Source organism: Hafnia sp. HMSC23F03, from assembly GCF_001816025.1.
GTDB classification, from domain to species: Bacteria; Pseudomonadota; Gammaproteobacteria; order Enterobacterales; family Enterobacteriaceae; genus Hafnia; species Hafnia paralvei.
In genome coordinates this window covers 1-20,878 of sequence record NZ_KV824247.1, presented here as the reverse complement: position 1 = coordinate 20,878, position 20,878 = coordinate 1, and the positions used below count along the sequence as shown (strand labels likewise).

Here is a 20,878-nt window from a genome sequence, read left to right as displayed (position 1 = left end):
CTCGGTATGGACAGGCGGGCGGAATATTACACAATGCCTGCATAGTAGAGTTCTCAAACCGGAGCGAGGCATCTGATGACCGATGAACGAAACATTTCACAGTAATCCCATAGGATATTGACGTTTCAAACTGGAGCAACACATTTGCTGCCCGATAAATTATTATTCCCTCACCCATATCCTCATTTCCCCCTCACCGCGATTTGCCCAGCTAAACCAGGGAACAAACGTGAGTTTTTGTTCCTGTTGTTGCTCAGGGGCTGCGTCGTAGCGATACAGCGGTTGGTTTTGAGGTTCATCGCTGATAACGCGAGTTCCCGTCGCCTGAATCAGCGTTTTATGGGCAAAAATGCCTTTGCCTTCAAGCAGGGTGAAAGTGCTATTGGGTGACAGGGTGAGGTTGTGCAGCTCCGTGCCGTTGTCGACTTGTTCCAAACAATAAACGAGCGGCCCGCGCTGAATGGCGACTTTGCCTGCAACGTGGCGCAGCAGCGGGTTGCCGTAGACGCGACGGACAGGCATCGGTAACACAATCTCAAGTCGATCGCCGTCGTGCCATTCTCGTGCGATGTGCAGATAGCCACGTTTTAGCAAACCCTCACAGGTTTTTCCGTTCAGCTGTACGCTCGGTTTTTCGCACCATTCCGGCATTCTCAGGGCGAGCGTCTGGTGCAATGGTTTCTCAGTGCGAATATTGACGCTGACATTCTCATCCCAAGGGTAGTTTCCGCTGATGGCTATTTTAAGGCCGTTATCCAAGAGAGTTTCGTTACCAACGTATAAATTGATATACAACGCATCGCTGCGTTGAGTGTAAATGTAGTGACCAATGGAAGTTAGTATGCGTGCAATATTAGGTGGGCAGCAGGCGCAGCCGAACCAGCGTTGACGTATCGGTTTGATGTGGTCGTAGATATGGTTAAACGGGATACTTTTCGGGTGAACCTCTAGGGGATTCACGTAGAAGAAATGGCGGCCATCCAGTGCCATACCGCCCAACACGGTGTTGTAGAGAGCTCGTTCCATCACGTCGGCGTATTGACTATCGCCCTCCATTTGCAGCATACGGTTAGCAAACATCATGAGGCCAATTGACGCACAGCTTTCGGCATACACGGTGTCATTCGGCAGATCGTAGTCTGAACTGAACGCTTCGCCACTGCTTTGCGAGCCGATCCCGCCGGTAATGTAGAGCTGGCGTTGAACCATATTGTTCCACAGGCGTAAACAGATCTGGCGTTTTTCTTCATCGTTATTTAACCGCGCCAAATGGGCGACACCTGCTAAGAGGTAGACAAAACGTACAGCATGGCCAATCGCGCTTTGTTGAAGAGCTAAAGGCTCATGTGCCTGACTGTATGCTTTGTCTTTCACCATCCAGGCGGGGCCATAGGTGTTCCAGTGGGAGGTTTTACCGCGCTTTTCGTACTCTTCATCATAATAGTGCGGCGGGTGGGAACCGCGCTGTTCAACAAAGTATTGGGTTAGTTTCATGTAACGTGGATTGCCGGTGACTTCATATAAACGCATGAGCGCCAGTTCGATTTCTGGATGTCCGGGATAGCCATGCAGTTGGTTTTCATGAGGGCCAAATACGCGGTCGATGTGATCGGCAAGGCGGCAAACCACGTTGAGCAGACGGCGTTTGCCCGTCGCTTGGAACCACGCAACACCGGCTTCAATCATGTGTCCTGCGCAGTAGAGCTCATGGCATTCGGCTAAATTCGTCCACCGATCCTGCGGCGCTTTCACGGTGAAGTAGGTATTCAAATAGCCATCTTCACACTGCGCGGCTTCTACCAGTTCAATCACATGATCGGCAGTGCGTTCAAGTTCGCGGTCTGGTTTTTGGCACAAAGACCACGCCACAGCTTCCAGCCACTTTGCGACATCGCTGTCTTGAAAGACCATGCCGTAAAACTCACCTTTTTCTAGCCCAGCCGCAATTCGGAAATTTTCGATAGCGTGGCTAGGCTCAGCGTCGCTGACGCGATCGTTTAACGCATCCCACTGATAGGGAATCACGACGTCACGCACCAATCGTTGATATTGCCCCAAGAAAGGATCGCTGACGTGCACATGGTTTAAGTCTAATTCTTGCGGCGGAATGCAATCAGCACACTGAGTGATATCGGTCTGAACGGTCTCTAAAGTACTCATATAAACTCTCCTGAAAAATAGGGCAAATGAGGCCTAACCAGCGTGACGCGTTTGTAAATCGCTAGAGATGCGGTTCATCATCGGGTCATTGAGGCGGCAAAAGCGAATGGCAAAGGCGAGAGCCAAATGGAAGAAGGCAGGCAGCAGCGTTTCAAGCGCGGTAATGCCGTTGAGTGACGCAGGCGTTTGATTCGCCATACCTGGCTGATAGGCCACCCAGATAAACACTAAGCTTAAAACGCCGGCGCTAGATGCCCATGCGAGCTTGATAAAGAACAGGTTGAAGGCGAAGTTCATGCCTGATGAGCGAACACCGTTTTTCCATTCACCATAATCGTCAGCAAAGGCCATGATGGAGAAGTGCAGCGGTAGCGTGAAACCAAGGATGATGCCATTGCCTAAAATGACAGCTAGCCACAGGTTCTGGAACTGAGGTCCGGTAGGGATAAACCACATAATAACGGCGAGTAACGCAAGAATAAGGTTGGTGACGTAATACAGACGCACAGTATCAAATTTACGCGACAGGGGACTCACGATGATGGCGCCCAGTATGGAAGCGACGGTGACCATGGTGAAAAATAGTGACGCAAATCCAGTGCTGCCTTGCAGAACATAGGTGATGAAGTACATGTAGCCGCCGCCGCGTAGGTTAAACACGTTGATCAGCAGGAATGACATCACCAGCACTAATAGCATTTGATCGTTATTGCGTAGCCCTGACATGTGCTCGCGTAACGTGAATTTGCCCATCAGCGCAAGCGGAACGCGTTCTCTAACCCAGAAGAAGCAGCATAGGAACATGACGACGGCAACCGCGCACAGCGCGCCGACACCCAGTTGATAGCCTAAGGCTTGGTTACCTTTTCCCAAGATGTCGATTAGCCAAGGTAAGCCCACTGAGACTAAGAACCCCGCAACGCCGCATAACACAAAACGCCATGATTGGCAGGAGATGACTTCGCTGTGACGCGTCGTCATGGTGTTGATCAGCGCGCAGTAGGGAACGTTAATCGCGGTGTAGCTGATGGAAAGCAGGAAGTAGGTGACGAATGCCCAGAGGATTTTCATATTCATGCTGATGTCTGGCACGGTAAACGTCAGCACGCCAACGATCCCAATGGGTAACGCAATCCAAAGCTGCCAAGGGCGAAAACGTCCCCAGCGGCTGTTGGTTCGGTCAGCGAGAATGCCCATCAGTGGGTCTGATACGGCATCGATGATGCGTAGAGCGATAAATAGCGTGCCGACAAGTGCGGGGGTTAGCCCAAAAGTATCGGTATAGAAAAAGGTGAGAAAATTCATAATAAGGCAGGTGATCACCGTGCCACCGGCATCGCCTAGGCCATAGCCGATTTTCTCGCGAATACTCAATTGTTGGTTATTATTTTCAGCAACAACGTCAGTCTGGTTTATAGGGGTAGCGGTCATGTTGACTCCTCGCGTATTGGCGACGTAATCATGCCGAAGTGAATGAAATTAATTATTCACAGTGGTGGATTTATTATTTTTAAGTGTCACTTTCTTGTGTCGACATAATTAATCTCGCACAGAGCATAGGGAGCAACAAGAGTAGGTAAAAGTATAAAAAGATAACGATTCCGACTTGATGGAAAAACTGTGAAGGCGATCGGTTAGTGTGAATTTTAAACGCCATTCTCGTGGGTTTAATGATTAAAATTAGCGAAGTTTATTGATAGGTGACGGTTATGCTAGAGATTGCACTGGATTTACCTATTCGAGTTCAAAATGGCGGATTGTTCATTTCACGCGGGATTGGTGTGCATCCATCGAGAAAGTTATCCTCTTGGGAGCTGATTTTTGTAGAGAAGGGAACGCTTGCGATCCGTGAAGAAGAGACGAGTTTCTCTGTGTCAGAGGGAGAGATTTTGCTGCTGAAACCACAGCGCAGCCATCATGGATTAGAGACGTTTCCGTTAGATTTAAAATTTTATTGGCTGCATTTTGATATTAACGCTTTTGATATTGATGAAATAGCTAGAAAATATGGACGTAATAGCTCTACAGCGACGCTGTTATCAATACCTCAACATTGTAAAGTTCATGATCCGCAATATATTACCTCCTTATTTCGACAGTTTCTTAATGAACAGGAAAATAGAAAACAGCCAGCAGCATTGTCACTCATTTTTCTTTTAATGCTTCAACAAATATCAGACGCGTTGCCAGACGATGCCAATATTACCAATTCAGGCGTTGCCCTGGCCTACAAGGCTCGTCAGCTCATAAAAACACAGTATCATCTGCCCATTAGCACTTCATCCTTAGCTGGACAGTTATTTTGTAACTCAGACTATCTTGGTCGCGTGTTTCGCAAAACATTCGGCGTGACGTTGACCGAAGCCATTCATCGTCAGCGGGTGAGCAGTGCGGAGAAAATGTTGCTAAACGATATGTGCTCAATGGCAGAGATAGCTCAGCGAAGTGGCTTTCATGATGTTGGCTATTTTAGGCAGATCTTTCGCAAACAGATTGGTTTAACGCCAGTGGCATACAAGCGGCGCTACTGCAAGGAGCACATCAACTCTGACTAATCGGTTAAAAAGTAACGAGTAAGACGCTGATTTAATGATCTTGCTCACAGTTCAAAGAAAACAAATTGTTAAATAAATGTATGGTGTTATCATTAATTTGTTGAATAACTTCGACATAGAGTTTCTCATGCATTTGCACCCGCTTGATTTACTTGCTGATTTTTCAGGAAGTGGAGGCGGGTTTTCTTTTTGGTTTTAACCCAAGTCTAGACTTTCCTTCTCGCGATTCCCCATCATGGTACTTGCCCGTATGGGCAGCGGGTGTCGTTTGGTTTCAATACACGCAGTTTTGTGACCCGTCAATCGTGCTACTTCACACCGGATTTAAGGCGTTAGGATGAGACTGAATCTCATTTTGTATGTTTAATTAAATTGAAAGAATAAACAGCTGTAATTATATTTTATAATGAATGAAAAGTTCGTAATCATTTTATTTATTGGTTTATGTGTTCATAGTCTTATTTTCATTTACGAAGTACAAATTAATTAAAAAAATTGAGTGGGGTAAGATATCATCGCATTATCTGGCTCGGTAAGCCAAACTTCGCGCTCTCGGGAACTATCAATGTATGCTTAATCTTAACTCTGTTTTATTTATCGTGGTCGCAGTGGGGCTGCCCACGTCTGCATTGGCAATGGATTGTAATAAGGCCACCTTGAAGGATGAAGTTGCAATATGCGGTGATACGACGCTGATGCAGTTGGATGCTGTACTTAACAAAAACTATATCTCAGCAAGACAACATTCAGATAAAGATATACTGAAAACTCAACAGCTAAGCTGGCTAAAGCAACGCCAGCAGTGCGGGGATGATACAGGCTGTCTCGGCAATTCGTATGTTGAACGTATCAAGACGTTGGCGGAGAAAGATAATGTTTCAGTGATACACAATGCATCGAAACAATGGGATTTTGTGCTATCAGTCTCTGCCTGCAACAAAGATGATTCATATCCGACCTGTGAAGGTCCTGGCATGTTAGATATTTTTACCAAAGGAACGGGTCAGTTGGTTCAGCGTATACCTATGGATAATCTCTTCATTGAATTGGATGCCAAAGGGAAAGCAACGGCAAATTTGGTTGAGATGTACGGTGATAACAATAGTGGTTTGGTATCAGAAGATATTAATTTTGATGGTAGCGATGATATTGCATTACGTGCAGGCAATGAAGGTGCCTATGGAGGCCCTTCGTATGATGTATTCCTTTACCAGCCGAAATCTAAAACTTTTAAGAGACATGAAGCATTAACCGAGCTAGGTAGCACTAATCTGGGGTTATTCGACGTAGACCCTAAGTTACAAACGCTGACGACTTCGACCAAAAGCGGCTGTTGCTGGCACCAGTTTAGTGTATGGAAGATAAAGAATAACCAGCCTCTGTTAATTAAAGAAATCACCGAGGATGCATCTCCTGGCGAAAAACCAGACTTTATGACGATAACCACCACTATTCGAACATTAGTTAACGGGAAGTGGAAAACGTCTGAATCGAAAGATCAAGTACCGGAATAGGGTTTAATTTATAGATCATACTCAGTGGATAATATTTGTAAGTGCTCAGCCATATCAGCCTGATAATTTGAGGTAAATAATGAAATTTCGTTTCACTGTGATCGTGTCACTTCTTTATTGCTCGCTGTTTTTAACGATTTCAGATGCGAAAACTATCAATGTTGTGTATAGCGATGAGCGTTCATCAGCGCCGATCCGTGATTGCCGTATTCAACTAAGAACGCTATTGGCGAGTAGCAATCAGCATTGGATTGCCGCTGAGCATCCTAAACCGGCGGATTTAGATGTTCTCATGGAGGAACATGACGATCGCAAAGGGATGTTATTTATCCAAATTATCAATACTAGAGAGGCTAAAACGGATCCAAGCCCTGGCGCAGGCCACTACGGTTGGGTTCTTTATAATAAGAAAACAGGGGAACTCTGGGATGAGAGCGATGAGGATAATCCACAAAAACTGATCGCAGATCCTGCGGCAGTTAAAAATTATCAAGCATGCAGCACACAAGACGACCAGTGTCTTCAGGCAAATCAAAATATGACCGACGATCCAACTGGCGGTTTTTATCCTAACCCTTTTGAAGTGAAAGGTGATTCTAGCCTTCGCTATATTGTTACGTCATCAAAACGCCAACACTTTTCTTGGGCTCCAAACAAAAATTGCGAAGTGGGGGCTTTTGTTGTGAACGATGACAAAGTTCTAGCGTTATCGTGGGGGCAGCAATTTGGTTATATCTGGAGCCGCTATACCAATCCAGCGACAAAGGTAATTACCGAAGGATGGTTGCCGCAGGAAGCTCTGAAAACAAAAGAGCAAGTGTGTAGTTCAATTCACCCGCAGACCTCTAACGTAAATACAGATCAAAATTTCCTAGAATCTCGAATTGTATTTAACCACCATCAGCGCCTCCATTTTTATGATGCGCCGAATGATATTTGCCTACGCAGCGATGGTGCTTTTATCCTTGATAACGACAAAGTACAGGCATCAGATAAGTCCTCTACGGCAGGATTTACCTTTGTACGATTTGTTCATCCAGTCACAAAAGACGTCACTTCGGGATGGGTACAATCAAAAGGGTTAGCGCAGTCTCAAGAGGCAAGTCGCTAAATCCACGCATCCAGAAAATAAACAGGATTAAAGAATCAGAATGAATTAAAAAATCTAGGCATCGCGGCGCTAAAAGATCAGAAACAGGATGTTGATATCGGCTTTGTTTATAGTGAATAGAACTCGGTTGGCAACCGAGAGATCTTAGCTAATCGTAGAAACTCAATATTCATATCAAATGGCGCGGGTTAGCGCGCCATTGAAAATCGTTCGCGTTATTCGTAACGCCGGTAATAAATCTCCAGACGATTCTGTAGTTTCCCCAGCACGGTACTGAACATGAGATAAATCAGTGCTGCTTCAACGTATAAAATCAGCGGCTCGTAGGTAACCGACACGATGCGCTGTGCCGCCAAGAACATTTCAGGCACGGTGATAACAGCGGCCAGTGACGTATCTTTGATTAAGGAGATAAACGAGTTAGACAGCGGCGGTAAAGAAACAAACACCGACTGCGGTAAAATGACGCGACGCATCGCCTGTGAGCTGCTCATGCCAATTGAATATGATGCTTCCCACTGGCCTTTGGGAACCGAAATAATCGCGCCGCGGATAATCTCAGAAGTATAAGCGCCTACGCTCAGGGTGAAGCCGATCAGTGCAGCAGGGAAGGCATCTAGGGTGATTCCCGCACTCGGCAAGCCGTAGAAAATCAGGAACAGCTGAACCAACAGAGGCGTGCCGCGAATAACCCATACGTAGAAATCAAAAATCCACTTTACTGGTTTTGGTGCGTATAAACGCGCCAACGCAGTGATGAACCCCACGATGATCCCACCGATGAAGGAGAGGATCGCCAGCGGCAGGGTGAATTGCAGCCCAGCAGAAAGCAGGCTCCAAAACGAATCTATCATCAACTGTAGCCAGGCAAGGCCGTGAATATAGTCAGTCAGGCCGTGTAGCCATGCCATATGCCGTACTCCTAAATACAAAAAAGTCTAAAAACAACAGCCCGCCTCATGGAGTGATGGCCCAAAGGGCGTTCACAGAGGCAGGCTTTTAAACAACGAATTTAACGTTATGTGCTAACCGACTAACTCTCTTACTGAGAAACGTCTTGGCCGAAGTAGCGTACAGAAATCGTTTTGTAAGTGCCATCAGCTTTGATTTCATCAAGCGCTTTATTCACCGCTTTCACCAATTCAGGCTGATCTTTACGCAGCAAAATGGCCGAATTTTCGGTGTTCTCATCTGTCGCCACGATTTTCACTTTAGCGTCTGGCTTATGCTTTTTAAAATCAAGGAACGACAGGTTATCGTTCAGCGTCGCCGCCGCGCGTCCGCTCAGAACCAAGTCCAGTGACTGGTTGAAGCCGTCTGTAGGAACTAAATCAGCACCATTTTTGGTTGCCAGTTTAGAGTAGTTACTGGTCAGGCTTTGCGCCGCCTTTTGGCCTTTCAGGTCTGCAAAGCTTTTGATCGTGGTGTTGTCATCGCGCACAACCAGCACGGCTTTGGAGCCGATATAAGGCTGGGAGAAATCAAATTTTGCTTTACGTTCGTCGGTAATACCCACTTGGTTAATGACTGCGTCATAGCGTTTCGCGCTCAGACCAGCAATCAGACCATCCCAACGACCTTCCACAAATTCAGGCTTAACGCCCATTTTTTCAGCCACTGCACGCGCAACGTCAACGTCGAAGCCAACCAGCTTGCCACTTTTATCATGGTAGGTATAAGGCGCATAGGTGCCTTCAGTTCCGAATTTCATTACGCCCGCAGACTTGATTGCAGCCAGATCGTCGGCTGCCTGAGCCAGTGCAGAAGTGGCAAATAATGAGGTAGCAAGTAGAGCCAAGGTCATTTTTTTCATAGGTATCCCAATGTCTTACTTAAATTATTTGTTTAAAAAGAACGCGGCTAATTGCGCTCCGTTATTGATGATGAAGCTAAACCATTGTTGATGGTTTGCTAAATCACATTAAGCGATTATCAATAACCAAAAGGAATAAAGCTTAAAAAATAAACAGCACGGTGAGGGGCGTTTAGGCCATATCTCCGATGCCTATGACTCAATGATAATAAAAGGTGAAGAGAATATTAAATTATTTGTAGTTATTAGCTAATGCTTCCTCTTTTACATCGGTGACGATCACGCTTTGCTGGGTTCTGATTTCATTTGCGGCCCAAACGCTTTCGAGTCTGTGGCAAATGAGGATTGAAGTGGAAAATTCGATCCATTTATTGCATGTGGGCGTTTTGTCATAGTGAAGATGAATGTTAACCCGATGTTTATAACTGATAGCGATTCATCCAGTGGGCGTGATTCGATGAACCCTACTGAGAGACAGCCATTCAGCAAAAAATAAAAAGAGAGGGGCACTATGACTCACCTGCATATTGACAATATTCCTGAAGCAATCAAAACCACTAAACAACAACTACGTGCAGCGCTACCTGATTATCGTGAGGTTTTCATTGCGCTGGAAAACCATATGCGTGAACAGGTTAATGCGGTGAAACGGAGCGCCGAACCCGTTCCGCGTTTACATGCGCAAGATATTATTGACGGTAAGGTGACTCAGGAGCAGCGAGATAAAATCCGTCAGGCGGGCTGTTGCGCTATTCACGGCGTATTTGCGCAAGATCAGGCCGAGGGATGGAACCAGGAGATTGGCGATTATCTGGAGCGCAATCATTTCACCGAGCGCTTAAAACACGCGGCGGAAGACAACTATTTTGGTGATTTAAAAGACAGCAAACCGCAAATCTATGGCATCTATTGGTCCCGCCCGCAGGTGGAAGCACGTCAGAGTGAAAGAATGCGTCAGGTGCAGGTTTTCTTAAATCGACTGTGGGAAAGCGAGAGCGCAGGCCAACAGCATTTTGATGCCGAAAGAGTGGTGACCTACGCCGACCGCACGCGCCGCCGTCCACCGCGCTCGTCATCGTTGGGATTGTCTCCGCACGTTGACGGTGGATCGATTGAACGCTGGCTGGATGTGAAATTTAGGGAGGTTTATCGCCACGTCTTTTCCGGTGAATGGCAAAGCTACAATCCATTCGCTGCTCAGGGGCGCACCGAGGTGAGAGAGTTTCCATCCCCAGCCGTGTGCTCGATGTTTCGCACGTTTCAAGGATGGACGGCGTTAACGCCTCAGCGTGCAGGCGCTGGTACGCTAAAACTGATCCCTATCGCGAATGCGATGGCCTATGTGCTGCTGCGGGCGTTACAGGATGATGTGGCAGAGGATGATTTGTGTGGTGCCGCGCCGGGACGCGCACTATCCATTTCGGCGCAGTGGCATCCTCTGCTATTGGAAGCGGTAGTACCCATTCCCGATCTTGAAGCGGGAGACACGGTATTCTGGCACTGTGACGTGATTCATGCGGTGGAAAATGAGCACAACGGCGAGTTTGACAGCAATGTGATGTACATAGCCGCCGTGCCTTGGTGTGAAAAAAATGCGGCCTATTTGCAGAAACAGCTTCCGGCATTTATTGCAGGTAAAACGCCGCCGGATTTTGCACCTGATGATTTTGAGGTCGATTTCGTCGGACGCGCTACGCAGGACATACTGAGTGAACAAGGTCAGCGCCAGCTAGGTTTTACGACCAAGTGATCGATAACACGGGCAGACGGCTGCCCGTGTTTGATCTAAAGCGTTAGCGTATGAACTAAAGTAATAACCATCCCAGCGCAGCGGAGATAACCAGTGCGGGAATAGAGAAAAGGTGAAACTTCAACCAAATGCGCTTTTCATTAGCCATGCGGAGCGCAATAAGGTTGGCCATGGAACCCAGTGCGAAGCCAAAACCGCCAATGTTCACCGCATAGGCGAGTGTAATGCTGGCGGGCATGAATCCCAATAGCATAATCGTGGCAGGTACATTGCTGATCAGCTGTGAAAGTAAAATCCCACAGGCATAGACGCTGGCGGTGGAAAGGTGTGGCATGCTTTCAGTGAGCGGTAGCAGAACGGGCAACTGGGTAAACAGTTTCACATCAATAAACATCGCGATAAATATCAGAATCAGCGCCCAGTCGACCATCAGGATCACTTTCGGCGCCAGCCATAACAGTGTGGCAAATACCGCCAACAATCCCCAATAGGGAACCCCGACGTCTACGCTGATGAGGAAGAGCACATACAACAGAGCGCAGGCGATGAGCAGGCGACGCTGGCAATGATTGTCTGCGTGGCTAACAAGAGGTCGAATGGCTTTGGCTGGAAAGCACAGTAGGGTGATAAATAAGAGCACGCACATCAGTACGCCAGCGAGCGGGAGCATTTGCCAGATGAATGATCCAAAAGAAAGGCCGCTGTGATTCCACAACAAAATATTCTGTGGATTGCCGATCGGTGTAAGCAAGGAGCCAACATTGACGGCAAGTGCTTCAAAGATGATTAAGCGTGTTACGGGCAGTGCGCTGAGTTTTTTGAGTGTGATAGTCAGCGGAACCACGATGAACAGCGCAACATCATTCGTTAGAAAGGTCGAGAGCAGTGCCGAAGCGCTAACCATGAATAACGCGAGGGTTCGTTCGCTGTTCAGGCGAGCGATAATTTTGCGTCCTAGCCAGTCGAAATAACCACTGACTTCAACGCTTTTGGTTAACATCAGAAGACCAAGCAGTGTGGTAATTGTTGGCCAATCTATCCAGTGCGGATATTCGCGCAGAGGAGCCGGAGTATAAAAGGCCAGAATGACGCCGGCAGCCAGCAAAAAGATCAGTAAACGATCGCGTAAAATATTTCGAAAAGTGCCGCGTAGCAGATTTAGCATAACGATCGCTCAGTGAGTTCAGGCGCTTTGTTTATACATCACATGTAGAGGCTGGATCGTCGATAGCTGAATTTCGCTCTGGAGCCGGTAGTTGGTTGGCGTGATATCGAAATGTTTGCGGAACATGTAGGTGAAGTGTGACTGCGATGCAAAACCATAGTACACCGCAATATCAATAATTGACTCTTCGGTATGGCGCAAACGCTTTGCTGCACCAGACAGCTTACGCTCGCGAATATAGCGCCCTAAAGACATTCCGGTTGTTTCACGAAAGATCTTTTGCATATGCCACAGTGAATATCCAGAGTAGCGAGCGAGCTCATCCAGATAAATATCGCGACCCAGATGCTGCTCAATCCACTCACTCAGCGCGCATACCAAGGCAATATTTCGTTCGTTCTGCGTCATTCTTTCTCCGGTAATCGTTCTTATTAGCAACATGCCGTCTTTCACATATTACGACATCATGTCGTTTACCACTATACCCATTACGCATACCCATCCTACTTGAAGCTGGTTCAACCTCAGCTACACTGGCAAGCAAACGTCAATTTAACAAGGAATGCCTGTGAATTCATCTCCCGTAGCGTTAGTCACCGGAGCAAGCCGCGGCATTGGGCGAGCAACGGCGCTATTACTTGCCAAACGCGGTTATCGGATATGCATTAACTACTGTCAAGATCATCGCGCTGCGCGCTCATTGGCGGATGAAATTGAAGCGCTCGGGACAGAAACTCTGTTGGCCTGTGCGAATATTGCGGACGAATCTGCCGTTTGTGAGATGTTTGATTTGATAGATCAACGCTGGGGAAGGATAGATGCGCTAGTCAATAACGCGGGAATTTTACATACCCAGTCAACAATTGAAGGGTTGACCGCAGAGCGGATTAACCTGATTTTGCAGACCAACGTAACCGGTACGTTTTTGTGTTGCCGAGAGGCAGTAAAACGTATGGCAAAACGCCACGGCGGTAGCGGCGGTGCCATCGTCAACGTTTCTTCTGCGGCGGCTAGAAGTGGTTCGCCTTTTGAATATCTCGATTATGCTGCGAGCAAAGGCGCAATGGACACCTTGACCAAAGGGCTATCGATTGAAGTGGCGGCAGAAGGTATTCGGGTTAACGGCGTGCGCCCTGGGTTTATTTATACGGATATGCATGCTGACGGCGGCGAGCCCGATCGTGTGGATCGCATAAAATCGTCGTTGCCAATGCAGCGGGGAGGCAGACCAGAAGAAATTGCGGCGGCGATAGTGTGGCTGCTGTCGGAAGAAGCCTCCTATTCCACCGGCAGCATTCTTGATTTGGCCGGTGGAAAGTAGCTTTAGCTCGAAAGGTTAACGCGATTTATTTCGCTGGTGGTTCGTATGGCAGGGTATCAATACGCAGTGTGCGGTAATAAGCCAGACGCTCGCGGAAATAGGCACGAAGGTGCTCCGGCTGTTCGCGCTCAACCAGCTCCGCAATCACCGGCATATGGTAGCGCTCTTTGTAAGAGACACCGGCTGCCGCTAAATCAACGTTAACTTTGTCCATTTCTTCTTGAGGAAGATTTGCCAAATTGAAACTCATGTGACCTCCTGTTGCGTCGGCGCCATTATTCCAGAATGTCGCCGCTGACTCTATGGCTTCTTGTATCACACGGCGATTGGCTGAACAAAAAGCAAACGGACTGCAGGAAAGGGGACTAATTAGAAGTCATTAGGGATTCTGTAAACAGGTGGCGCGAGTAGCTAGACCTCTTTGCTTGATTTCACTGGCTACTCGCACCTGCTGAACCTGAAACCCGACGCCCCCATAATTATCTGAGGTAGTATAGTTAGTTAACAGTGTCTGGATATTAACTCTATATCATTGTAGTGTTTATTAATTAATTTTTATTTTAATGAGATATAAGAATCTTCAATATATTAATAAATCATCTGCAGATACATACAAATAAAAATAATGGGCTTCAGTTAAATAATGCAACTGAGTGGCATTATTTTCAATAATTTCATTTTTAATGAGATATTGAGAGCATTTGATGGCAGGTGTGGCGAAGATATAAGTTCTAAACCCTAACAGGGTGATGAGGCTAGTATGGCGAGAATATTCTTATGTGGTTTAGGCGAGGGCGGCGAAGTGTCTTTGTTGAGGACTGCCATAGGTATAGAGAGTAAGCCTTATAAGACTTGGAAAGTGAGGTTGTTTGTAAAGTGATTATATTTCATTGATTTGCGGCTGGGTTGTGACTAGTCCTCATTGGAGGATGGGGACTTTTCATAGACATTCAGGTTCCCCGTCAAGATGTGTCTTCAGGTATGTGAGCATCTAAATTAAAACAAAACCTCCTGCTTTTGGCAGAAAACTCCTAATGATTCTTTGCCCTTTAAAGTGTCGATTATGAGATTAATCGCAGGATTAATTGGTTTATCTGAATATATTTTGCATGTTAGACTAACCGTATATTAAGTTATTATTTACTCTAAAGGTTTTTATTAAGCCAATCCCTACGCCTGAATTTAATCTAATTATTGAATGTGGTATATCCCTAATGCAACCCTTGATGTGCATGATTCTGGTCGCAAGCTAATTATAGACGAAAATATATTAGGTTTAGGAAACATGCTCACCCTTTAATTTTGCGTATATAACTTAATAAGAAAAAATCTAAAGTTTATTAATTTAACTCCCTGAGGAAGTGATGAATAAAATTTATCGTGTTGTATGGAACGTTGCAGTAATGGCATGGGTTGCTGTTTCTGAGTTAGGGAGGGGGAAGACTAAAACGTCATCCCCCAAAAAACTGCAGCGACCTCGGCTTTGCTGCTATGGGCTGGCTTCATCTATGCTGTTATTCATCGCTGGAGAGGCCTCGGCTTTAGACATCAACGGTTATACTGATTTTACGTCATCAACATCAATAACAGACGGTTTACAGTGGAATACCACCGCAACGGTACAGGTTGATAATGGTGTTGATGTTACTGTTTCAGGTGGTAATCCGACCTTAAACATGGCGCCTACAGGTGGTGCCAATACATCCTTGTGGATAAATGGTGGAAGCCTTACAACATCAGATAATAGTACTGTGCTGATGGGTAACAATAGCATGTTACAAATCGGTGGTGCTCAACTGGGGGGACTGACATCGGAGCAATCAGGTGGCGCTGCTGGCGTTCTTTCTGTTGGCGATATACAGACAGCGGCAGGAGCTACGGATGCGACCATTTGGATGTTTGGTTCAACTAGCAGTACAGCTAAGTTGAATGCTTCAAACATCAGTCTTACGGCAGACAAAAATAATATATGGCTAGCTAATCCTAGTAATTCAGAACTAGGTGCTGATGTGAATGTTACTGGAAATATGACCGTGGCGAATACCCTTGGTGGTACTTTCATGATGGTGGGGAATTCTCAATTAAAGGTGGGTGGCGATTTATATCTAGATACCACGAATGGCTCTTTTTTAGCGACTAATAATAATACCTCACAAGGAATTATGGTGGGTGGCGATTTGACATTTGTTAACAATGTCAAATTATCGGATGTAAACTCCGTGAGCACCGAGGCGGGTATCTATTCAACAGTCGTAAATGTTGAAGGAGATATTAATGTTATAGGGAAAAACGTAGGTAATACCGGGCTTCAAATTATCAATGCAAGTGATACCGGTATAACGACGAGTGGTGATTTTAATATAACATCCTCAGTAAGTGGCAATACTACCGATGTTATTATGGGGCATGCTGCGAAAGTAACCGCTGGTGAAGATATTAAACTTAACAGCGTACAGGGAGGGAAAGCTAATCTCTATATCGGTGATTCTCGATATGGTGCGCCGACAAGCATTGCAGCAAATAATATTATCATGAGTGGTGATGGTGAAAATAAAGTTATTTTTAATAACACTAAACCAACGCAACCAGGCACTGATGGCTATTTATTTAATGTTTCAATCAATGGTGAAGGTACTGTTGAACAACAGTCTGGCCATACCACGCTTGGGGTGGCCTCTGATTACAATGGTGGAACCATAATTAATGGTGGTCTGCTCTCCATTGCCAATAATAAAGCCCTAGGCAATGAAGATGTTTCTATCAATACCGATCCCAATGATAATAAGACCGGACTTGATATCGCATACACGGATGGCTCCTCGTTTGAGAATAAATTATTAGGTAACGGTGATACAACGGTTTCCGGTAATGCACAGATAACAGGGGTTAACGATACTTATGCGGGTAACTGGAATATAACCGGAAAAGCGGCAACAGATAAAACCGTATCTTCTACGCTGAGTAATTTTGGCTCAGGAAATATCAATGTAGAAAGTGATGGCTATTTAATCGCAAATTCAACGGGTGAGTTCACCTTCGAGAATAAACTGTCGGGTACGGGCTATGTTGTTGCCGACAATAATGGTAATGAGTTTACATTTAGTACAGCAGCAGGAACTGATTTTGCTGGTGATGTTATTCTCAAAAATAACCAGTTTGCGTTAGAGGGCGATAATTCTGCTGCGTTAACGCATGCTACGTTGCATATCGGTAACGGAAACGTGACCTCAGTCGGAACAGGAAATCAGAACCTCGGTGGGCTAGCGTTTGATGGTGGCACACTTGTATTTGGTGATGTTAATCCAGGTGACACAACCAGCGATCGTTTTATTGAGACGACCCAAGACCTTAATTTAACGGGCAAGGGACAGATTCAGATTACCGACGGTGGTGACTTCGAAAACACCGTACAGCATCCTGACACAACCTTGCCACTACTCCAGCAAGATGACATGGGGGGAATGGTTAAATTGGCCGATAGCCAAGGTACGGTTACTGGAACTGGGGGCAATCTGAGCTTGATTGATCAAAACGGTACTGTTATCTCGCAAAAAGTAACCTCCCAAATTACGCAAAATGGTGAAACGGTTGCTAACGGTGAGTATGACTATCGACTTACCAGCGGAGAAAATAATGATGGTCTGTACATTAACTACGGATTGACTCAGGTCGAATTACTGGCGCAGGGCGATAATGCGTTGACACTCAGCGCTGAAGGAAATACGGGGAATGCCGCCGACCTGAGTGCCAAAATTATTGGGGCTGGCGATCTGCGTATCGATACGGATACAGACCTTTCTTTGTCTAACAGCGATAACAACTACACCGGTGTGACGGATGTTGTTGCAGGTACTCTGAAAATGGGTAACGACAATGTACTAGGACAGACCAGATTGCTGAACCTCAATAGTGACGGCCAGTTCGATATGAACGGCTATGCTCAGACGTTGCAGAATATCCATACTGACACCGGTAGCACGCTCGATTTTAATCAAGGCAGCCTGACCGTTAACAACGGTACGGTCGATGGCAATATGACCGGTGCGGGTAGCCTAACGGTGGCGGGTGGAACATTGACGGTTAGTAGTGATAATGCGGCGATGAGCGCTGACACAACAATTGCATCAGATGGTGTTATCCGTATGCTGTCGAGCCAGGCGCTGGGAACCGGTAGCGTGAATAACCAAGGACTGCTCTATCTTGGGCAAGATGATGATAGCCACGTAACGCGTGACACGTTAACAAACTATCAAACGGGCGCATTAACCAACAGTGGTACGGTCGTTATTGGTCATAACGATGCATCGGGACAGGCGATCGCGGGCACCACTCTGACGGTGAATGGCAATTATACGGGAGAGAATGGGCACCTGCAGTTCAATACCGCGTTAGGTAATGACAGTTCGGTCACGGATAAACTCGTTGTGACGGGTGATACCTCTGGCGATACGGGGGTAAGCGTAAAGAATGCAGGGGGAGTAGGAGACAAAACCCTGAACGGCATTGAACTCATTAGCGTAGGGGGTCAGTCTGACGGCACCTTCACCCAAGAGGGACGTATTGTCGCAGGCGCATATGATTACGCTTTGGTACGCGGTCAAGGCAGCAATCAGGGTAACTGGTATTTAACCAGCCAAACCTCGCCTATTGACCCAGTTGATCCACCGATCGATCCGGTTGATCCTCCAATTGACCCCGTTGACCCACCAGTGACACCTCCGGGTGGGGGGGAGCATGTTAATCGCCCTGAAGGCGGGAGCTATATTGCCAACCTTGCCGCGGCAAATACCCTATTTAATACGCGTTTGCACGATCGTTTAGGTGAAACCCAATATATCGACGCGCTGACCGGTGAGAAGAAGGTCACAAGCCTATGGCTACGTCAGGTGGGGGAACATAACAACTGGCGTGACAGCAGTGGTCAACTGAAAACACAGAGTAATAGCTATGTGGCTCAGTTGGGCGGCGATGTGGCGCAGTGGTCAACGGATGGTTTAAACCGCGGTCATCTGGGGCTAATGACGGGTTATGCCAACAGCCATAATCAGACGCATTCTTCAGTCACTGGCTATGATTCTAAAGGTTCAATCAGTGGTTACAGCGCTGGGGTTTACGGCACATGGTTTGCGAATGATGTCGAGAAGAGCGGGTTATATGTAGATAGCTGGCTGCAATATAGCTGGTTTAACAACCACGTGAATGGTGAACAACTGGCCAGCGAGTCCTACAAATCCAAAGGACTGACGGCATCACTAGAAACGGGTTATACCCTGAAAATGGGAGAATTTACGGGCAGCCAAGGAACGCTTAACGAATGGTTTATTCAGCCACAGGCACAGGCGACGTGGATGGGTGTGAAGGCGGATAAACATCGTGAAGATAATGGTACGCGTGTGAACAGCGAGGGTGATGGCAATGTACAAACCCGTTTAGGTATGCGCGCGTATCTGAAGAGCCATCATGCCATAGACGAAGGCAAAGGTCGTACTTTCGAGCCGTTTATCGAAGCTAACTGGTTACATAACACCCGCAGCTACAGCGCGAAGATGGATGATGTTCGTATCAGCCAAGCCGGAGCGCGTAACATCGGCGAAGTGAAAGTCGGTGTAGAAGGGCAAATCAATCCACGTCTGAACCTATGGGGCAATGTAGGAACGCAAGTCGGTGATAAAGGCTATAACGACAGCACGGCCATGATTGGCGTGAAGTATAACTTCTAGTTGATAGCATTATTCGAAAGGCACCTTAGGGTGCCTTTTTTAATGATGAGGTGTAGCGACAGCATCACGAAGCGGGAATGTGAAAGTGGAATAGAAATAAGGTTTAATCCCGAAAAATATTAATTTTTTTCAACTCAACATCGAGAGATTACGCGTTGATGCTTAGCCTAGGCAGCAGATAGGGGGTAGTCACCAATAGTTTTATTAATGTATTGTTTTATTTATAACCATTCACTAATAAGGGCTATTGCTGCATGACGACCAATCAATTCCCTCGGATGTACACGAATGAGCTCATACCTAAAATCCTTTCAAACCTTGATGTATCAACGTGTAGCGACGAAATGCTATCAAGCCTAAGTGGCGATAGCAGGGTAATTATTCGAGAGCAGGAAGTCTATATTCGTGCTCATTCTCCCATCGTGATTTTTCGGCTTGCAGCAAAAAGGAGCCAAATTAGAGACGGCGAAACTGTCAAAATAGCCTCTAGTGAGGTGATGATTTATCTGAAAAATGATATTTCTGCACGACTAACAAAATTGGGCAATAGTGATATTTATCCCGATGGCACTACGACACAGATTTCGACAGGAAGGGGTAAAAAGCATCGAGCTGGACTGACTCAAGCAGCACTCGTTGGTCGCCGTTTAGATAATAGTGATGAAGTTATAAATACGCTCCAAGATTGCTTACTGATGACTACCCGCTCAGGCGAGGCAGTGTCTGATAATTTCTTGGTGGAGTGTCACTGATGAATCGCATGAGTGTGAATGGCAAAGGTCAAGGATTGCATGGCGATAAAACAACGACAGGCACCATATGTCTGACGAGTTTACCCAATGCATCGCAGAATAATCGCGGTATTTTGCGTATCGATGATGTGACAACCGCGTGCCCGAAGTGTGGCAAAGTCGGTAGAATCATTAGCGGCGATTCACGATCGACATACAATGGCCGAGCGACGGCGGTTGATGGTTCATTGGTCTTATGTGGATGCCCAAGCGGGAGTAATCGCCTCATCGCGCCTCTTGGATGGTTAGAGTCGGAAATAGGCGCATCAGCGGAACAACCCTCAATATCAACGCCACAACAATTCGCTCAGGCGGCTAAAAAGCCCGAAGTGGAGCCGGTGGCGACTGAACAAGAGAATGTTTCAATGCCGGTGTTTGCTAAATCGCGAGAGCGCGGTGACGGAAATACCGAGGCAGGAACTGAACCGGAGACGCACGAAAATTTTGCGCTGATGGGATATTTTCGGGCGGTGCCGTTGCCTGAACCTGAACAACATGCGCAGAGTGCAAAACGGCCTGAGCCGCCTCCCGAGCCGGAAAAACCGTGGTACAAAAAGCTATTTGGCGGGGAATCATCCGCAGTGGTCGCACCTTTAGCGGCTCGCACTGTGTTTCCGTCAGGTTCGGCGGCGCTTGAGTGGGTTGGTGGGCGTTTTATAACATCCGGTACCTGGGCGGTTCGCGCTGCAGTGTCGTTTGGTGAGGTTGCCGCCGCCGGTATGGGAGCGCCAATTGCAGTGGCGCTGGTTGGGATGATGCCACGGACGCTGAACAGTGGAGAGCAGGACTTTATCAACCAGATGAGACTAGCTCAGTTGGCAGAGTCTGGCGGTAAAGCGCCAACGCGGGTGCGTTTTCGTTGGGAGGATGATGGTCATGGGCACTTATCCCCGAAAGGCTATCATACGCCAACGGAAAGCGGTTTATCCGAAGTACCTGTGCGAGAGATGAAACTCAACACCCAGACTGGGCTGTATG

At 46.8% G+C, this 20,878-nt stretch carries 15 protein-coding genes; 8 read left to right on the top strand and 7 right to left on the bottom strand.

The genetic code is table 11. The features are described 5' to 3' along the window. Positions 1 to 162: 162 nt before the first annotated feature. Together HMPREF3091_RS21725 and HMPREF3091_RS21720 are read right to left on the bottom strand one after the other, a co-directional pair. On the bottom strand, positions 163 to 2,160 hold the full coding sequence (locus HMPREF3091_RS21725) for a glycoside hydrolase family 127 protein (RefSeq protein WP_070719071.1): 1,998 nt from the start codon (positions 2,158 to 2,160) through the stop codon (positions 163 to 165). 33 nt (positions 2,161 to 2,193) lie between these two features. Further along, positions 2,194 to 3,591, bottom strand: coding sequence for an MFS transporter (locus HMPREF3091_RS21720; RefSeq protein ID WP_070719069.1), 1,398 nt, complete (start codon positions 3,589 to 3,591; stop codon positions 2,194 to 2,196). Between the two features lie 278 nt (positions 3,592 to 3,869). Here HMPREF3091_RS21720 and HMPREF3091_RS21715 point away from each other — a divergent pair, with 278 nt between their 5' ends. The 3 genes from HMPREF3091_RS21715 to HMPREF3091_RS21705 all read left to right on the top strand — a co-directional run bounded on the left by HMPREF3091_RS21715 (position 3,870) and on the right by HMPREF3091_RS21705 (position 7,340). After that, complete coding sequence (locus HMPREF3091_RS21715) at positions 3,870 to 4,715, top strand: AraC family transcriptional regulator (protein ID WP_070719066.1); 846 nt, start codon at positions 3,870 to 3,872, stop codon at positions 4,713 to 4,715. Between the two features lie 569 nt (positions 4,716 to 5,284). Continuing rightward, a complete protein-coding gene (locus HMPREF3091_RS21710) occupies positions 5,285 to 6,229 on the top strand; it encodes a lysozyme inhibitor LprI family protein (RefSeq protein ID WP_070719063.1) in 945 nt (314 codons plus the stop codon). A gap of 79 nt (positions 6,230 to 6,308) precedes the next feature. Continuing rightward, positions 6,309 to 7,340, top strand: coding sequence for a hypothetical protein (locus tag HMPREF3091_RS21705; protein ID WP_070719059.1), 1,032 nt, complete (start codon positions 6,309 to 6,311; stop codon positions 7,338 to 7,340). A 215-nt stretch (positions 7,341 to 7,555) separates the two neighbouring features. Here HMPREF3091_RS21705 and HMPREF3091_RS21700 read toward each other — a convergent pair whose 3' ends face one another. Both HMPREF3091_RS21700 and HMPREF3091_RS21695 read right to left on the bottom strand, forming a co-directional pair. Beyond that, complete coding sequence (locus HMPREF3091_RS21700; protein WP_004094842.1) at positions 7,556 to 8,251, bottom strand: amino acid ABC transporter permease; 696 nt, start codon at positions 8,249 to 8,251, stop codon at positions 7,556 to 7,558. A 131-nt stretch (positions 8,252 to 8,382) separates the two neighbouring features. Beyond that, positions 8,383 to 9,153, bottom strand: a complete 771-nt coding sequence (locus HMPREF3091_RS21695; RefSeq protein WP_004094843.1) for an amino acid ABC transporter substrate-binding protein — start codon at positions 9,151 to 9,153, stop codon at positions 8,383 to 8,385. 511 nt (positions 9,154 to 9,664) lie between these two features. Here HMPREF3091_RS21695 and HMPREF3091_RS21690 point away from each other — a divergent pair. Beyond that, on the top strand, positions 9,665 to 10,903 hold the full coding sequence (locus HMPREF3091_RS21690; protein ID WP_070719057.1) for a DUF1479 domain-containing protein: 1,239 nt from the start codon (positions 9,665 to 9,667) through the stop codon (positions 10,901 to 10,903). Between the two features lie 55 nt (positions 10,904 to 10,958). Here the strand turns inward: HMPREF3091_RS21690 and HMPREF3091_RS21685 are convergent, their stop codons facing one another. Next, a complete protein-coding gene (locus HMPREF3091_RS21685) occupies positions 10,959 to 12,068 on the bottom strand; it encodes an SLC13 family permease (protein WP_070719049.1) in 1,110 nt (369 codons plus the stop codon). A gap of 18 nt (positions 12,069 to 12,086) precedes the next feature. After that, entirely contained in the window at positions 12,087 to 12,476 is a 390-nt protein-coding gene (locus HMPREF3091_RS21680; RefSeq protein WP_008813655.1) for a helix-turn-helix domain-containing protein, read from the bottom strand. Between the two features lie 154 nt (positions 12,477 to 12,630). Between HMPREF3091_RS21680 and HMPREF3091_RS21675 the strand changes: the two genes are divergently transcribed. Further along, positions 12,631 to 13,389 (top strand): SDR family oxidoreductase, encoded by a 759-nt coding sequence (locus HMPREF3091_RS21675; protein WP_070719047.1) that lies wholly within the window; start codon positions 12,631 to 12,633, stop codon positions 13,387 to 13,389. A gap of 25 nt (positions 13,390 to 13,414) precedes the next feature. Here HMPREF3091_RS21675 and HMPREF3091_RS21670 read toward each other — a convergent pair whose 3' ends face one another. Continuing rightward, complete coding sequence (locus HMPREF3091_RS21670) at positions 13,415 to 13,639, bottom strand: DNA polymerase III subunit theta (protein ID WP_035503839.1); 225 nt, start codon at positions 13,637 to 13,639, stop codon at positions 13,415 to 13,417. Positions 13,640 to 14,753: 1,114 nt separating this feature from the next. Between HMPREF3091_RS21670 and HMPREF3091_RS21665 the strand changes: the two genes are divergently transcribed. From HMPREF3091_RS21665 to HMPREF3091_RS21655, 3 genes are all read left to right on the top strand, one after another. Further along, entirely contained in the window at positions 14,754 to 19,109 is a 4,356-nt protein-coding gene (locus HMPREF3091_RS21665) for an autotransporter outer membrane beta-barrel domain-containing protein (protein WP_083321496.1), read from the top strand. A 254-nt stretch (positions 19,110 to 19,363) separates the two neighbouring features. Then, positions 19,364 to 19,861 (top strand): hypothetical protein, encoded by a 498-nt coding sequence (locus HMPREF3091_RS21660; RefSeq protein WP_083321495.1) that lies wholly within the window; start codon positions 19,364 to 19,366, stop codon positions 19,859 to 19,861. Further along, a partial coding sequence (locus HMPREF3091_RS21655) for an S-type pyocin domain-containing protein (protein ID WP_210403584.1) occupies positions 19,861 to 20,878 on the top strand: 1,018 nt, incomplete at its 3' end. The genes HMPREF3091_RS21660 and HMPREF3091_RS21655, both read left to right, overlap by 1 nt.

Coding starts and splice junctions, on each gene's coding strand:
- HMPREF3091_RS21665 (WP_083321496.1), top strand. CDS start 14,754: ATGAATAAAATTTATCGTGTTGTATGGAACGTTGCAGTAATGGCATGG.
- HMPREF3091_RS21680 (WP_008813655.1), bottom strand. CDS start 12,476: ATGACGCAGAACGAACGAAATATTGCCTTGGTATGCGCGCTGAGTGAG.
- HMPREF3091_RS21695 (WP_004094843.1), bottom strand. CDS start 9,153: ATGAAAAAAATGACCTTGGCTCTACTTGCTACCTCATTATTTGCCACT.
- HMPREF3091_RS21670 (WP_035503839.1), bottom strand. CDS start 13,639: ATGAGTTTCAATTTGGCAAATCTTCCTCAAGAAGAAATGGACAAAGTT.
- HMPREF3091_RS21720 (WP_070719069.1), bottom strand. CDS start 3,591: ATGACCGCTACCCCTATAAACCAGACTGACGTTGTTGCTGAAAATAAT.
- HMPREF3091_RS21690 (WP_070719057.1), top strand. CDS start 9,665: ATGACTCACCTGCATATTGACAATATTCCTGAAGCAATCAAAACCACT.
- HMPREF3091_RS21675 (WP_070719047.1), top strand. CDS start 12,631: ATGCCTGTGAATTCATCTCCCGTAGCGTTAGTCACCGGAGCAAGCCGC.
- HMPREF3091_RS21660 (WP_083321495.1), top strand. CDS start 19,364: ATGACGACCAATCAATTCCCTCGGATGTACACGAATGAGCTCATACCT.
- HMPREF3091_RS21710 (WP_070719063.1), top strand. CDS start 5,285: ATGCTTAATCTTAACTCTGTTTTATTTATCGTGGTCGCAGTGGGGCTG.
- HMPREF3091_RS21705 (WP_070719059.1), top strand. CDS start 6,309: ATGAAATTTCGTTTCACTGTGATCGTGTCACTTCTTTATTGCTCGCTG.
- HMPREF3091_RS21685 (WP_070719049.1), bottom strand. CDS start 12,068: ATGCTAAATCTGCTACGCGGCACTTTTCGAAATATTTTACGCGATCGT.
- HMPREF3091_RS21725 (WP_070719071.1), bottom strand. CDS start 2,160: ATGAGTACTTTAGAGACCGTTCAGACCGATATCACTCAGTGTGCTGAT.
- HMPREF3091_RS21715 (WP_070719066.1), top strand. CDS start 3,870: ATGCTAGAGATTGCACTGGATTTACCTATTCGAGTTCAAAATGGCGGA.
- HMPREF3091_RS21700 (WP_004094842.1), bottom strand. CDS start 8,251: ATGGCATGGCTACACGGCCTGACTGACTATATTCACGGCCTTGCCTGG.